The organism is Cytobacillus sp. QJM3NY_8, from assembly GCF_056173585.1.
In genome coordinates, this window is sequence record NZ_JBWBUY010000002.1 from 272166 (window position 1) to 287769 (window position 15604).

Below are 15604 nucleotides of genomic sequence, written 5' to 3' on the forward strand. Positions count from 1 at the left end.
GAATTAATTAAGCAAATAAAAAGGCAACTCAATAAAGGTTGGCTTATTTTATGAACTGATTATATAATCCGATATCGTTCATTATCCTTAATTACATTTGCATCATTTTTAATTTCTTGTTTCACAACATCTAATTCTTTATTTTTTGCCCAATTTACATGTCCCTCGTGAGGCTCAGTTTTCCCTGTAGTAATAATTAGTTGACCATTTTTCATGTATCCGAAAATCTCGTTAATCTGTTCTTTATTCAGTCCGTCTAAAGTATCCAGAGTTCTTTGCACATCATTACCTACCTCTGTTTGAACTAATGGTATCTCATGGATAATCGCCCAATTTAGATGCCCTTCTTGTGGTTCAGTTCTACTTTCGGTTGCCATTAATCTAGCGTTTTTAACATATCCAAATAATGCTGCTAACCGCTCTTTAAACCCATCGGGGTAGAACATAAGTGCATATTTTTTATCTGTTTCTGATAACCGAGTATTCCACTCAGTTTTAAAGTCTCCGATTGTTAATTCTTCAGGAACTGAATATAGCATAATTGAATGTGGGTCAAATTGAGAGTAATTTGTATTTGAGTCTTTATACTTTTCAAATAAATTCTCATCGACTTTCTTTCTATCCCATTTTTGCGTTCTCCAATAATATTCATACACTTTTTCCTTATCCCAAGGTATATTCCCTGCGGGACTTTGATGTTCATGACCAAAACCTAAAGCGTGTCCAAATTCATGTAGTACAGTCCGCGAGTATTCTTCATCTGAAGTGTTTAGGTCAAACCATCCAAAATTCATGGTGGGATTACTTTTCGGGGTTGAAAGACAGTCGGTTCCTATATACGAATATGAACCCGCACCTTTTCTAAAAGAAATCCTTATCTGGGCATCTTCTTTATAATTTCCAAAGTCAAAATGAATGTTTGCATAGTTTTCCCACTCTTTAGCAAATTGTATCACCTTGTCTTGAATATGCTTTTCTCCTTCTAAAAAGCTAACTTTAAGTGTTTGTCCGGGTTTCCAAAACTTATTGCGCTGACCCCATAATTCTAATGTATCATTACTAGATATTGGTGTTTCTAATAAATCGTTATTAGGTATTGACAAAACTGTACAGAATTTAAAATTCTCCATTAACAGGGCCCTTTCTCAAATGTTTTTATTTTTATTATTTTGTCCTGGTATGGCTTTTATTATTGTTTAATCCTATCCCTTATTTAAATAACGTTATAAAAAGTTAAATCTAAAAAAAGGTTTTTTGTTTACAGCTATTCGAATGAAAATAAGAAAAGTCCTTATTGAACTAACCTGCCACGCTTGTTCAACTTGCAATATAAATAAAATAAATGGTAAAATAAACTAAATTTAATAAATTAATGGGAAGGCCCCAATCAGCGAATTTAAATGGCTGTATTGGGGTCTTTTTGTATTGGGGGGATCGTATGTTTGCTTGTGAAAAGAAACGTGAGGAGGAGCAAAAAAAGAGATTAGTTGAGAAAGTTCTATCCTATCAATACCAAGGGGAGGTTTATATATTAACCCATGGACGAATATGGAAATCACTTGTTTTAAAATATTTTAAAAAAGTTGATAGTGGAGAATTATCTATTGAGCAACTTTTACAATTACTAGAAGAAAAAGGTGGGGTAAAGTATGGCCAAAGCTATAAATTAGTCAGATACCCGATAGAAGAATGTTTGAACTACATAGCTAAATTATCAAAGAAAAAATAGATAATTAGGTTTGCTAGGAGGGAAAGGGTATAACTAAAATACAGATAACCAAAATCATGTTAATCGTTTCAACTGCTTTAATTTTAATCTCCTGTTCTGCCCCAAGTCTTACCTATGAAGATGCACCAAAGTTTGAAATAAAACACACAAATGATGATACACATGACCAATTCTTCGATAGTATTATATACCCAGAGTATGAAGAAAACGGAAATTTCGAGACAGAAACCAATCTAAAACCAATTAATAATACTGAATCCGCAACTAGAAGGAAAGTGACAGTAACTTCCATAACTGACGGTGATACCATTCGTTATTTCGATCCTCTACTAAACAAAGAGGTAACTGGAAGATTTCTGGGAATAAACGCACCTGAAGCAACGAAAACTGTTGAAAAGTTTGGACCTGAAGCCACAGCCTTTTTAACCAATCTAATAATGGGTAAAGAAATTGAGATTGAAAGTGATCCCAATGCTGATATTACGGATAAATATGGGAGGTACTTAATTCACGCCTTTATTAGTGGAAAAAGTATACAACAAGTTCTTATATTAGAAGGATTAGAAGGATTAGTAAGGGTCGCTTATTTATATGATGAATACAACTATACCGATCTATATCTTGCAGCGGAAAAAAAAGCAAAAGAATCCGGGCAAAATATTTGGAGTATCCCTGGGTATGTAAATAAAAGTAATGGTTTTGACATGGATATTGTATCAGAAGATATGAAGGAAAGCATTGTAGAAAAAGTAGGAGAACTCATGAATATATTTAAATAGAAAAGAGGGCGTGATATGAGAGAACTCAAGATAAATCTGATGAATCTAGATGAGTCAAATAATCAGGAGATTATAATTGAGATAAAAGGAAAGTCCAAAAGTGAAATTGAATTGACTTTGCAAGCCATTGAAGTTCTAATTCATTCTGTTGAGGATACTTGTAGGGAAGATCCAGAATGTTACAAAGAAGCTACTACAAGAATAAAATTTGCTTTAAAAAGTACAGATGAATGGGTGAGTTAAAAGAATATATAGGGAAATATTGATACAGCTAGAAATTTATAGTGAAATTTTTCTGTAAGTATTTTTTTCTATTAATTTTTTTGCAGTCTCTTGAAGACTAGCGGGAACGCTTAAAAGTTACGGCCTTTGTGGTCGATGGAACATTACTTTATTTGTAATGTCTTTCTATCGCCCAAAGGTCGTTTTTTTGTGCAAATTTTCAAGACAAAAAACGAAAGGGTGAGGTATTGCATTATTAAGTATACAATTCCTGTTCTGCTTTAGACATGATACATATAAATATTCCTTTACCATTTACATGACAATTTATATCGACATGAAAAGGTATTTTCTACTAAAATCAGTCCTCCGGGTATGTTTCCTTTTCATAATCAACAACGGAGAAGCTAGCAAGCCATTCAGCTTATGTTTGAGCAAAAGGTTATATTTAATAATCGTAAAGGCAAATGTTCTCAGTATCAAAAAATAAAAGTGGCCGAAGACTTCTTAATAAAAGGGAAGTCCAAAGATAGAAAAGTGGCATAACAAGTACTTTCTTGAAAGCGAAGACTTTGTTACAGATGCACCCTGTACTTTAATATTTCATTCATAGAGGCCCACAGAGTAAAGGGTATTTGAGAAGAACTGGGGCAAGAAATTCAACGTACAGTTTCCCCTGAATGGACAGAGAACCATGCTTCATAAACATCTAGGTAATTTTTCTAAAAACATAGTATTTGAGACTAAGTAGGCAGTTTGACTATTTCAAAAGTTTATTAAATAGCGGCCGATGCATAATGTGCGGATTACCATTAAAATCAACTAGACCTTAATATAATTTAGAACGGGTTTATCTTTCTTGTCCCTTCAGAAAAATAGTGTAACAAATAAATACTATCTCCTATGCTTTCTTTGTAAAGTATTCTTTTAGCCCCTCCCCAAGTAGGTTGAATGTAAAAATAGTGAAAGACATAAATAATGCTGTCCATAAAGGAATCCAGATTGCTGTTTTTATGAATAACAATGAGTCACTCAAAAGGATTGGCCAGTTATTAGAATTGTTAAACCAAACCCAACTCCCAGTTTCATTTTGTTTAATGACATGTGTAATAAATATGTCTGCGAATCCGAGTTGTGCCAATAATAACATGTTTCTACCTATGTCAAATGTGAAGTGTACAATAATTTGCTTTCTAACTGGAAACAAAAAGTATTTTAAAAATAGTTTAATTGGCCGTGTGCCTATGACAATACCAGATGTAACGTATTCCTTCTTTCTCACCTGAGCAAAGAGTTCCTTTTTGATTAAAGCAGCATTCCCAACCTCGATAAAAGCAATTAATATGATCATTAATAAGAGCCGAGAGCTAGAGTATAATACAAAGGGAATAAAGGAAATTAGTAAGACTACAATAAATGTGGGTACGTATGTAAATAACCTATTCCAGAGTATTAGAATGTTATATATATACTTATCCCTAGAAGCCAAGAAACCTAGCGGAATTGAAATTAAATAACGAATAATAGAAATAAATAAAATAAAGCCCAGCGTTTCTTTTGCCCCCAGAATTAAGACACTAAGAAGATCCCTCCCCTCCTTATCTGTCCCAATTATAAATTTATCAGAGGGTGGTAGAGGAGGAACTAAAAGATTATTATTACTATCTTTTATAAAATGTTTCTTATCTAGATTATCTTGTACAAAGGGCAAATACGGACCTATGAATGATAAAAATAATAATACTATAAGGAAGGCGATACCTATAAGGAGTATTGGGTTTAACTTATTCATCAAGATTCTCCTTTATCTTTTAAAAGTCCTATCTAATTTAAATGATTTAAACATAAGTAAATTGAGTTTTAATGACCTACTATTTATTAAGTGATTTATTAATTGAATAAAACAGGAACTAATAGTCATAGTTATTAAGAAGAAAAAAAGATATCCTATCGTTAATTTCATATTATTATCTTTTAAAGCAATCATAAGTTGATAACCAGCACCGTTATATGCTGACAGCAACTCTATAATTGGGAGACTTGACAGAATGATAATAAATACTTTTTGGAAATTAGAGGTAATTATAAACAAGCAATTCATGAGTATGTGTCGATGAACTATCCAGAGTCTTCTTGTACCTTTCGCTGCAGCTGTTCTTACATAGTGGTTATCTTCTTCATCTTTTATGCATGTATAGACAATCTTTGATAAATAGAAAATTGGATATATACTAAGTGCTATCATTGGTAAAATTACGTTATACCAATTTTCATGTCCGTACAAATCTATCTTTATTAACCCAGAATTAGTAATAGAAAAAATCAAATATTGCAAGACAATTAAAATAAAAAAGTCTGGTATAGATATAAAAAATATATTTAAAATTCTATTACCTATTGTTAAAAATCTTTTTTCGAAGTAATAATTTATTAAACCTTTTAGCATACCAATTATTAAGCAAATAATGAAAGTTGGAATAATTATTTTAAGGCTCCTTAAAGAGTATCTTTTTACATGATCAAGCACTAGTATACCCGTGTTTGGATCTCCCCCTAATGTTCGTTCAAATATTAATTGATATATTGTACTTTTGATATTGTTAAAATAAACTTTCCAATTGAATGACCACTCCATTTTATAATCAACAATATATACCTCGAGTCCTGTAGGAGTTAGTACTAGAACTATTAAAAGTATTGCAACAGAAGAAAAAATTACTATATTTCTTATTAAGTTCTGAAGTAACTTCATTAACTTCCCCCTATTTTTAAATAATATAGCTCCTACAAATATACTCTTCCAAATATATTACAATAACTCCCGTAATTCAATAAATATACCAAAAATACTGAAAATTGGTAATAATCCGTTGACATTATATCTTCATTGTTTTACCATTTAATCACAGATGAAATTCACACCTAGAATAATAACCTATTAGGGAGGAATTAATATGACTAAGGAAATGTTGTGACCGTCAAGTAGAATGACACAATTTCTGCTGATTAATTTGAAACACTTTGTTCACCAAATATCGTTTTTCGATGTTTCATTCTCCAACTGTCTTCATTTAAATGAATTATCTCTACTCGATGTAAGATCCGATCCAATATCGCTGTAGTAATGGCTTGTTCACCCAATAACTCACCCCATTCTTTAGGTCCTTTATTCGACGTAAGTATAATCGAGGATTGATTATACAGGTTATTAATGAGATGGAAGAACATATTGGCTTCCTGTTTGTCCATTGCCATAAACATTAAATCATCTATGATAACCAAGTCTGCTTCTCTGATTCGCTTCATTCTTGTTTTGGATTTCCTCGTTATTTCTTCTGTTTTTAATGCCTGAATTAGATCCCCCATAGCTGTAAAAATCACTTTATATCCCTGGTTTAGAGCCTCGATACCCAGACCTATCGAAAGATGAGTCTTACCTACACCTGGCGGTCCCAGAAAAATGATATTGTATAGCTGTTCAATCCATGTTAAGTCTTTTAACTGGTTTAACTTTTTACTGCTTAAGGACTTTTGCTCGTTCACGTCATATTCATCCACGGTACTATGGAAGGGAAATGTTGCCCACTTAAATCGCTTTTCCAGTTGCTTTTCATCTCTGCGTTTTTGTTCATAGGCTGCTACATCCAGTAGAAACTGAGTAAAGGACAAGTCCTTTTTCTCAGCTTCTCTTATTAATTCAGGCAATCGATCAGCTGTCTCAGCTAACCGAAGGGACCTCAATATATCTTGAACCTCCTGAAGCTGATTCAACTTTGATCACCTTCCTCCAAAAAGACAGTATAGGTATCTACATTTCTTTTTTGTGCTTCTGTTTCAATAACCCAGCCGGATATGCTATTTAATGGTGAAACAATCTCAGCGCTGTCGTTCGCTGTATCATGAACCTGTCGTTGTCGCTTGAGGTATAGAATGATATCGCTAAAATCTGTTGCACTGTATAAGTTTCTCTCTTTACATTCTTGAAGGGCTGTTGTTAGAATCTGTTCATTATTTTGTTTTGTTTCCCGTAGTATCATTTGTAGCTGGTCGCGAATATACCTTGGGTACTTCTCACGAAGTTTATCAAGGTAGTCATACGCCTTTTCTGTTTCTTCAAATCGATTCGCTACTGTATCAATAAATGCATCGATTCCTTTTGTACGATCTCTTGTATGCTTTCTGTCTTTAATTAATAGCCCTATACCATTTGGTATCTTATGTTTGGCCAGAAGTTCTCCTGTCTCAGAATGATAGATTAATAGGTGTTTATCCTTTGTTTCTTTAATCGAGACAGTTTCATGCTTATGAAAAGTCCCAAGTGGAAGGGAGTACCTATTGGATAAATACCGTATGGTATTGTCCTTATGAACGCTTCTTGTTATACTGTTTTCATGATTGTTTAGGAAATTGATATTTCCTGTGACTGGTCTTAAGTGTTGCTTTTCCAAGGAGAACACTTCGACCGGTCTTTTTTTTGTTGTGTTATGGACTTTATTATTACCTGTCCGATGTAACCATTCCCAACCTTGTTCATTCCATGAGTCGATGTTATGGAAGACTCTATACTTAGCGAAATTGTACTTAATAAATCCCACTACATTTTCAATCTTACCTTTACTTTCTGGGTCGGCTTTTCGACAAACCCTAAGGGTTAATTTCCTGGTTTCTTTATATTGTTGGAACTCTTTCGTCAAAATGAGATCTCCGCCATTCTCGCTCACCACAATCAAGCTATCCTGATCATACACAAGCTCTCCTGGAATCCCACCGAACCATTGAAAGGCATTTTCATGAGCCTGAATAACATCTTGCGTTGTAAATGGGCGATCCAACCATTCTTTATATTTATATCTTGAGTTAGATAACACAAATGCAATAAAGTTCAGCTTTACTTCTTGGTTATCAGATGTTTTTTGCTTTGTGTGTCCAAAATCAACTTGAATTTGTTCCCCCATTGGTAAATCAGGGATTGCTTCATAGTCTCTTGGTGAAGTTTCTTTAGCTATTCTATATTCATCCCGTAACTCTCTCACGTAAGCACGGACTGTGCTTTCACCAACTTCAAGCTCTTTATACCTTTCCATCAACCAATCCTGTACTTGTGCTGCTGAAAGATCAGGATGCTCCCTTAACCAAGTCAATATTAACTCTTTATATGGGTCCAACTTTTTCTTTCTGGATTGTAACGATTCAACCCATTCTGCCATCTCCGAAGGAGATTTCTTGAGATGCCTGTATACAGTCGCCCTGGATACTCCTAGCTTAACTGCTATTTTCGACTTGCTGAATCCTTTCTTGTTTAACTGTTGTATTTCCATATACATTTCCCACTTATCCACCTTTACTCTGCCCTCCATAAATTAATGAATCAAACCACCATCATACAATGGAGGGGGCATGTATTTTACTGGTATATTCGGGTAAATAAGTGTTTCATCTTATCTAGCGAAAACTGTCTACTTTAGTTTAGCAGTCACAAATGTTTACTCTTGATTTAAATGTAACTGTTCTAGAGCCAGAGAAGGTTCAAGATCCCCAAGCAGTTTCAGGAACTTTAGGATGCACAACATTAGGTTGTCCAGAAACTGGTGTGTGCTCTACTAATTATTGTAATGTATCTTGGAACCCACCTTGCCCTACTACATAAGTTACTTTTAAAAAATTTAAAAAAAGAACCCGGAGCCCTTTATTTATTATAAAGGGCTGTTTAAATCATTAAGAATAATGATTTGAATTTTATAACTAATAAATAGAATAAGTATTATTTACATATTAAGAAGTCAATACAATAAATAAAAAGCAGGTATTTTAATATGAATAAATTAAACTTCTCTAGTTCATTTAGTGTAGGTAATTTCTTTATGCTTAGAAGTCCTCTCTTTCCATTACAATCTTTCATCGAATTAAATAAAAAATTAAATAGCTTGCATGATAATGAACTATTATTTATTGATGATCTTATCATTGAATTAAAGAATAATAGAATTTTTATGGAATCAATACTTATTTCAAGTAAAAATTTATATAAAGCTCTTATAAATTTTAATAGTGAGACAAACAAAAAGAAAAAAAAACAAATATTCTCCAGTGTTATCAAATATATAAATAGGATTTCTACTCGTTCAACTCCTTTTGGAATAAATGCTGGTTTCGTTATGGGTGAATTCTCAGATTCATCATCTTTAAATATTGGGGAGATTGAGAGCCATAGTACGAGAATTAGACCTGATATGGAATGGTTATTAGGAGTTGTTAAAATTCTAGATGAAAACATTTTATATTTAAAAAATATAAATGTTCAAACAAATAATATGATTTATAAAAAATATAATAAAGTTCATTTACCTTATGTAACTTCATATGGGCAGAAAAAAGAAGGGAAATACTCACTTGAAGGTAATACAATCTCCCAAAACCCTTTGATCCTTTTTATTCTTGAAGAATTAAAGGTAAGAATGAGTCTTGAGACAATAGCACATAAAGTAAGAGATGAGTTTGAAGGGGCGGAACTAGAAAACATATATGGACTGTTAGTAGAACTTATAAAAGCTGAATATATACTAACCGAACTCAGACCTCAATTAACAGCGGCTCATCCCTTAGATAACTTAATTAAAGTCTTAAGTGGATGTAATCCGCCTACTAGCTCAGTCCCGGGTCAAATATACAAAACGTTGGTTGATTTGGAACTACTTATGAGAAAGTATGATAAATTATCAATTGGTCAAGGCATAGAGTTATTAGAAGAGATTGAAATTTTGATGAAATCGTTATTAGATCATGGTAACGATTATTATCAAATTGATTTAAGGATAAATGAAAAAGCTCCAATGAAATTAAATGAACAATTAAAAGAGGATATCTTAATAGCTGCAGATATTCTTGAAAGGTTACATACAAGTAATAATTCGTTTTCTCATTTGGAATTATATAGAGAAGAATTCATAGATTTGTACGGAGAAAAGAGTGAGGTTCCTTTACTAGAATTATTAGACGAAGATATAGGATTAGGTGCTCCATTAACATATGAATATCCGGTTAGTAAGAAAAGATCTAGGTTTCCAGCTGCTAATAAAAATAAAGTAAATCCAATACTAATAGACTTGTTTAATAAAGCTGTTTTTAGCAATGAATTTGAGATTAATTTAACTGATAAAGATATAATGAAGTTCAATGAAGATTTTCAGCCGAAAAAGCCACTGTCATTAGAGTTAACATTTTCAATTATGGCGAATTCAGAATCCCATGTTGATAGTGGAGATTACAAGTTAATTATGTTTGGTGGGGGACATTTAGGCTCGAATGGTGCTGGTAATTCAATTGGCCGTTTTTACGACATGTTACCTCAGAAATATAAAAAAGATATAAAAAAACTTGGACAAATAGTTGAATCCAGGATAGATGAAAAAGAGGTACTAATTAGTGAAATTGTTTACAATCCGAGAAAAGGGAAATCTACAAACTTAGTTATTACTCCTAATATACACAATTATGAAATATCATTAGGCACTATTGGCTCAAAGGAATCTAAAAACATTCCACTAGATGATATCTTAGTTGGTTGTACTGATGAGGGGTTTTATCTTCGTTCTAAAAAACATAATAAGAGAATTAAAGCTTTAAAATTAAATGTACTCAACCCCAGTTTTGCTTCACATAATATTTATCGTTTTTTATATGAAGTTGGAATGGAGAATGAAATAATAGAGAGAGACATTAACTGGGGCCCATATAACTACATGCTCTATACACCTAGAGTTACTTATAAAAATATAGTAATACTACAGGCAAAATGGAGGATTAACAATGCAGTTTTAGACTTAGATAATAAAAATAACAACTTCAAAATATGGAAAACGGGGTTCTTGAAATGGAAAGAAAAATTAAGTTTGCCGCGATTTGTATACCTAGCGGAAACAGATAATAGGCTGCTCCTTGATTTAGAGGAGGATTTATCTTTACTAATTTTACATAGAAGACTTAGGCAGATAACCACAGATAAGTTGACTTTAGTGGAATATGGAAGTGAACAATTGAAATCACCTATTTCTAATAAAAACAGTATCTTCCAAGGTGAGTTCATTGTTTCACTAATTAGAAATGAAAAGATTAATAAATTTAATAACGTTTTATTAAAAGATTTAAAAAATTATCCCGTGCGTAGAGTTTACTTACCAGGTTCTGAATGGTTATATCTTAAAATTTACATAGGAAATACAGTACAAGATGAATTTTTAGTAAATTATTTATTTCCTTTAATTAGTGAATTGAATAATGAAAATTTATTTGAAAGATATTTCTTTATACGTTATTTGGACCCAGAGCCTCATATAAGATTAAGGTTTAAGGGTAAACCCAATGTGCTAATCAGCGATTTATTAAAAGTTATTAGTTTGCAATTTGAGAGGTTGCAAGAAAGAGGAATAATAAATCAAGTTGTTATAGACACCTATAAACCAGAATTAGAGAGGTATGGTGGAATAGAATACCAAGAACTATTCGAGAGTTGGTTTAACATGGATAGTCACACTATTCTTTTATTAAGAAGTAAAAGTATGAATACTTTACTGCTTGAGGACTTTGCCATTCTAAGTATTTTGGATATTTTGGAGAAATCAAAAATATCGTTAAACAAACAATTAGAGTATTTTGACAGTGTTGTTTCATACAAAGAGTATAGGAAAGAATTCCGAGAAGAAAAACGACCTTTATTAGAGTACATTCATAATAAAAAGGAACACAGTAATAGTCAATATTTCACTCAAGTCTATAAAATATCCAACGAGATTTTTAATTTTAGAAAGGTTGTTTTAATGGATTATTTAGATTCATTAACTAATAGTAGTTGCCTGCACAATGGTTACTTTAATATTATTAACTCTCTAATTCATATGCATTTAAATAGATTATTTGGAACCGATCGTCGGAAAGAATTAAAATTACTAACAATGGTAAGACATTCAATAGGTTATAGAATAGGAGTACTTAGAAATATGAATATGAAAGAGGAGGTAAATAGATGAATTATGAATAATACATTAGAAAAAATAAAGTTTTTGGAAGCTGCAACTGATGATTTTGCAAATTCTTATAATAGTATAGATAAAATCCGTTCAGTTTATCAAAATAATAACGAGTATTGGAATGAAACCTCCTTAGATTCTGGATTACCAGCTTTTATCCTCTTTTATTCTGAATTGAATAGAATTAATTCAACAGAGAAATATGACGAGTTAATATATAGGTATATGACCGAGTTAACTAAGCACCTGAATAAAGGGATAACATCCATGTCTATTTGGAATGGAATTACATCGGCTGCTATACCATTATTAAGTCAAAAAAATAAACTAGTTTATGCCCATTTTATTGACCAAATAAATGAGTTTATTATAAATAATGTTGATAACAGTCTTCAAACTTTATTTTCAAATATTCATAATAAAAATGTAAGAATGCAAGATTATGATGTTATTAGTGGTATTTCAGGTATAATGAGATATTTGCTTGAGTTTAAAGATAATCCCAAAGTTGATAAAGTAATTAAAAGAATACTTAGATATTTTATCGAATTATCAACTATTAAAAAGGAAAATGGCATTGAAATACCCAATTGGTATATTAGTATAGAAAATCAATTTTTGGATAGTGATAGGGCCTTATTTAAGAGAGGGAGTTTTAATCTTGGTTTATCTCATGGAATAGCAGGTCCAATGGCTGCAATGGCCTTGGCGGTCAAATATGGGTATTTTTCCTCTGAAATTAATCAAGCTATATCTAGAATTATAAATTGGTACTCTGAGTGGAAGGTTGATTTAACGAATGGAGGAATTACATGGCCTAGAAGAATTTCATTCGAAGAATCAGGTGAGAAGAGTTTGTCGAAAACGAATAAAGTTAAAAGATATGAGTCTTGGTGCTATGGTGAACCCGGAATAGGAAGAGCTTTATGGTTAGGAGCTGCTTCTATAAATGATCTGAAAACCAAGAAAATTATTGAAGAAATGTTTAAAAACTATCCAAATAAAACACATGATATATCTCTTAATAACCTTGCTATATGTCATGGTTTTACAGGGTTGTTACTAATTCTTGACAGAATGTATAAGGATACTGCACTCAGAAATATAGGCATAGCTAGAAAAAATTTAATTGAATACTTAATAAAATGTATAGAAGAAGATAAATTTACCAACGAAAGAGAGGATCTTCCAAAACTGTTAACAGGGAAAATGGGTGTTTTGTTAGTAGTAATAACACTATTAAGAAATGAAAATATCTATTGGGATTTTTCATTATTGATTAATTAGATTAATAGCCTCCTTTATAAAGGAGGCTATTATAGAGCTACAAATAAATTTGATTTGAAAATAAAGGTGAATAATGAATTTTAATGATGATATAAATAATGTTAATGAAATAAGTATTAAGAGCATATTTAAAGCATTCTCCTTTTGGCCAAGAATCTTTGCTTTGTTATGGAGTACGGATAGAAAAATATTCTTATTAGTTTTAATATTACAAATAACATTAGGTGTACTGCCTATACTATCTGTATTTACTTTACAAGAATTGATAGTAAGCCTAGAGATTATGGATAGTGATAGAGAGTTATTAATAATACCGATAGTTTTATTTTTAAGTGTAAGGGGAGGCTTATACCTACTTGAAGCGGTTAATGCCTATTACCATGGAATCTTCCAAAAACTATTAAGTAATAAAACTAGTTTATTAATCTTATCAAAAGCAAATACCTTAGAACTACAAGATTTTGAAAACCCTAATATACAAGATAAATTACATAGATCTCAACAAGAATCTGGACATAGAACCTATCAAATACTTCAAAATATCACGGTTATAATAGTTGAGTTAATAACAATTATTTCAACATTCGTATTTTTAGCTAGTTGGAAATGGTGGGTAGCATTCCTGGTTATGTTAATACCTGCGTTGTCTTTTTTCCTTACATTAGGATTGGCTAAAGAAGAATTTAGGGTGATTTGGAAGAGGGCGCATGATCATCGGCTTTCATGGTATTTAGGTCTAATATTAACCCGCGACAGAAGTTTTAAAGAAATAAAGGTATATAACCTCGGAAACTATATACTTAACAAATTTTGGACCATAATTTCTAATTTTTATTTTGAAGATGTAAGAATCGCTAGGAAAAGATTAATTTATTCCATCTGCTTTAACTTTCTGAATTTTTTAGTGTTCTCTTTCCTCTTTTTATATGTCCTCTACTCAATTATCGAAAAGAATATTTTAATAGGAATAGGTGTAGGCATAATCCAAGCATTAATTCTGAAAATTACTAGTTCTCAAAGTTTAAGTAGCAAACTTATAAATCTCTGTGAACATAACCTTTATATTGAGCAATTGTTTAATTTTCTGGACTTGAGGATAAATTCCGATTCAAAAGAAAATAAAAATAAAATTCAAATTAAAACATTAGAATCAATTGAATTAAAAGGAGTATGGTTTAAGTACCCTAAAAGTAATGAATACATATTAAAGAATATTAACTTCAAAATAGAAAAAGGGAGTAATATCACCATTGTAGGAAGAAATGGATCAGGTAAAAGTACACTAATTAAAATAATTTCATTATTATATGAGATAGAAAAAGGAGAAATATTAATTAACAATATCCCAATAGATGAAATTGATGTCGAACATTTTAGGAAGAAAATTGGTATACTATTCCAAGACTTTGAATGCTATGAAATGTCTTTAAGAGAAAATATAGGTTTCGGTAAATTAGAATTTATAGAAAATGATAACAAAATAATTAAAGCATTAGATTTAGCTTCATTCCATGAAGATAATCTGGATAAACAATTAGGCAAATGGTTTCTTAATGGTACACAATTATCTGGTGGACAATGGCAAAAAATTGCCCTTGCTAGGTGCTTCTTTAGGGAAGGTGACATGTACATTCTTGATGAACCTAGTTCAGCTATGGATCCTATTGTCGAAAAAGAAATCTTTGGAAAATATAATGAATTGGTAAGAGGCAAAATTGGTATTTTTATTACGCATAGGCTTTCAACAATAAATTATGCTAGTAATATAATTGTTATTGATAAGGGAAAAATCATTGAAGAAGGAACACATAAAGAGTTGTTAGAGTTAAAAGGAGAATATGCAAAGCTTTATAAATCACAGGTTTCTACAATTCACTTAGAAGAAAGTATTAGAGGGTGATTTTTTATGATTGGATGTAAACAGCATCTTAGGAAGTTCTTATATGAAAAATATAATATGACATATGATATATGTATTAAAACACAAAAAAATAATTTTATAGATATAATTTTTTTAAATGAGACTATTGACTTAAGCATAATCCAGAATGATCTTAAGGAATATATAATTTCTTGTAATTTGACACATTTAAATATAAGGATAACCAAAAGGAATAAAAGATTCGAATTTAATAAAACTGAAGAAAATGTACAAATTTTCCACCGCATTTTAAAGGTAGTGGATAAAAGTCTTACTTTTACGCCTGGAAATTTTAAAAATGCGCTGGATATTGTTTTCCCTGAATATGAAATCGATATTTTTAAAATTGAAAACTCAATCCTATACCTATGGATTCCTAGTCATATTAAATTAACCCCCCTTGAGGTAGAGGTAATAAAGAGTAGTATATTTGAATTGGTTCCACTCGGAGTTGAGTTTGAAATAATATAATACATTAATTAGTGTGGAAATGAACAAGAACATTTTGGTTGCTTAAAAGCTTTCAAGGTTTTTAGCTAGCGTTATAAAAATATACTATTACAAATTCTAATACTTAATACTACTAATGCATTTGTGACGTGATTTTTTTCAGAAAATGGACTTTAAATTTAATTCTAAGGCT

Annotated in this window: 12 protein-coding genes; 7 read left to right on the top strand and 5 right to left on the bottom strand. The window is 31.3% G+C overall.

From position 1 onward, the window contains the following. Nucleotides 1–59: 59 nt before the first annotated feature. Nucleotides 60–1130: a M12 family metallopeptidase gene (locus AC0VZ9_RS28275; RefSeq protein ID WP_251283966.1), complete on the bottom strand. Its 1071-nt coding sequence runs from the start codon at nt 1128–1130 to the stop codon at nt 60–62. A gap of 308 nt (nt 1131–1438) precedes the next feature. Between AC0VZ9_RS28275 and AC0VZ9_RS28280 the strand changes: the two genes are divergently transcribed. From AC0VZ9_RS28280 to AC0VZ9_RS28290, 3 genes are read left to right on the top strand one after another with little or no spacing between them, the layout of a single operon-like run. Continuing rightward, nucleotides 1439–1729 carry a hypothetical protein gene (locus AC0VZ9_RS28280; RefSeq protein WP_251283967.1) on the top strand — a complete coding sequence of 97 codons (291 nt, stop codon included), beginning with the start codon at nt 1439–1441 and terminating at the stop codon, nt 1727–1729. Nucleotides 1730–1785: 56 nt separating this feature from the next. Further along, nucleotides 1786–2508 (top strand): thermonuclease family protein, encoded by a 723-nt coding sequence (locus AC0VZ9_RS28285; protein ID WP_251283968.1) that lies wholly within the window; start codon nt 1786–1788, stop codon nt 2506–2508. Between the two features lie 15 nt (nt 2509–2523). Then, complete coding sequence (locus AC0VZ9_RS28290) at nt 2524–2751, top strand: hypothetical protein (RefSeq protein ID WP_251172280.1); 228 nt, start codon at nt 2524–2526, stop codon at nt 2749–2751. A gap of 880 nt (nt 2752–3631) precedes the next feature. On the opposite strand, the gene AC0VZ9_RS28295 is transcribed toward AC0VZ9_RS28290, so the two are convergent. The 4 genes from AC0VZ9_RS28295 to istA all read right to left on the bottom strand — a co-directional run bounded on the left by AC0VZ9_RS28295 (nt 3632) and on the right by istA (nt 8069). Further along, nucleotides 3632–4522, bottom strand: a complete 891-nt coding sequence (locus AC0VZ9_RS28295) for an ABC transporter permease (protein WP_251172279.1) — start codon at nt 4520–4522, stop codon at nt 3632–3634. Nucleotides 4523–4534: 12 nt separating this feature from the next. Next, nucleotides 4535–5482 (bottom strand): ABC transporter permease subunit, encoded by a 948-nt coding sequence (locus AC0VZ9_RS28300; RefSeq protein ID WP_251172278.1) that lies wholly within the window; start codon nt 5480–5482, stop codon nt 4535–4537. A 254-nt stretch (nt 5483–5736) separates the two neighbouring features. Further along, nucleotides 5737–6501, bottom strand: coding sequence for an IS21-like element helper ATPase IstB (istB, locus tag AC0VZ9_RS28305; RefSeq protein WP_095243371.1), 765 nt, complete (start codon nt 6499–6501; stop codon nt 5737–5739). Next, nucleotides 6498–8069 (bottom strand): IS21 family transposase, encoded by a 1572-nt coding sequence (gene istA, locus AC0VZ9_RS28310; protein ID WP_475397530.1) that lies wholly within the window; start codon nt 8067–8069, stop codon nt 6498–6500. The genes istB and istA overlap by 4 nt, the downstream gene beginning before the upstream one ends. 474 nt (nt 8070–8543) lie before the next feature. Here istA and AC0VZ9_RS28315 point away from each other — a divergent pair, with 474 nt between their 5' ends. The 4 genes from AC0VZ9_RS28315 (at nt 8544) to AC0VZ9_RS28330 (ending at nt 15432) form a co-directional block, all read left to right on the top strand. Next, nucleotides 8544–11753: a lantibiotic dehydratase gene (locus AC0VZ9_RS28315; protein ID WP_251172277.1), complete on the top strand. Its 3210-nt coding sequence runs from the start codon at nt 8544–8546 to the stop codon at nt 11751–11753. A gap of 3 nt (nt 11754–11756) precedes the next feature. Beyond that, nucleotides 11757–13040: a lanthionine synthetase C family protein gene (locus AC0VZ9_RS28320; RefSeq protein WP_251172276.1), complete on the top strand. Its 1284-nt coding sequence runs from the start codon at nt 11757–11759 to the stop codon at nt 13038–13040. Between the two features lie 73 nt (nt 13041–13113). After that, complete coding sequence (locus tag AC0VZ9_RS28325; RefSeq protein WP_251171442.1) at nt 13114–14940, top strand: ABC transporter ATP-binding protein; 1827 nt, start codon at nt 13114–13116, stop codon at nt 14938–14940. A gap of 6 nt (nt 14941–14946) precedes the next feature. Further along, the gene (locus AC0VZ9_RS28330; RefSeq protein ID WP_251171443.1) at nt 14947–15432 is read left to right on the top strand and encodes a hypothetical protein; all 486 of its coding nucleotides are present in this window, start codon (nt 14947–14949) and stop codon (nt 15430–15432) included. Nucleotides 15433–15604 lie beyond the last annotated feature (172 nt).

Bases quoted from the DNA above. Each gene is read 5' to 3' on its own strand.
- AC0VZ9_RS28275 (WP_251283966.1), bottom strand. From the start codon at position 1,130: ATGGAGAATTTTAAATTCTGTACAGTTTTGTCAATACCTAATAACGAT.
- AC0VZ9_RS28280 (WP_251283967.1), top strand. From the start codon at position 1,439: ATGTTTGCTTGTGAAAAGAAACGTGAGGAGGAGCAAAAAAAGAGATTA.
- AC0VZ9_RS28285 (WP_251283968.1), top strand. From the start codon at position 1,786: ATGTTAATCGTTTCAACTGCTTTAATTTTAATCTCCTGTTCTGCCCCA.
- AC0VZ9_RS28290 (WP_251172280.1), top strand. From the start codon at position 2,524: ATGAGAGAACTCAAGATAAATCTGATGAATCTAGATGAGTCAAATAAT.
- AC0VZ9_RS28295 (WP_251172279.1), bottom strand. From the start codon at position 4,522: ATGAATAAGTTAAACCCAATACTCCTTATAGGTATCGCCTTCCTTATA.
- AC0VZ9_RS28300 (WP_251172278.1), bottom strand. From the start codon at position 5,482: ATGAAGTTACTTCAGAACTTAATAAGAAATATAGTAATTTTTTCTTCT.
- AC0VZ9_RS28315 (WP_251172277.1), top strand. From the start codon at position 8,544: ATGAATAAATTAAACTTCTCTAGTTCATTTAGTGTAGGTAATTTCTTT.
- AC0VZ9_RS28320 (WP_251172276.1), top strand. From the start codon at position 11,757: ATGAATAATACATTAGAAAAAATAAAGTTTTTGGAAGCTGCAACTGAT.
- AC0VZ9_RS28325 (WP_251171442.1), top strand. From the start codon at position 13,114: ATGAATTTTAATGATGATATAAATAATGTTAATGAAATAAGTATTAAG.
- AC0VZ9_RS28330 (WP_251171443.1), top strand. From the start codon at position 14,947: ATGATTGGATGTAAACAGCATCTTAGGAAGTTCTTATATGAAAAATAT.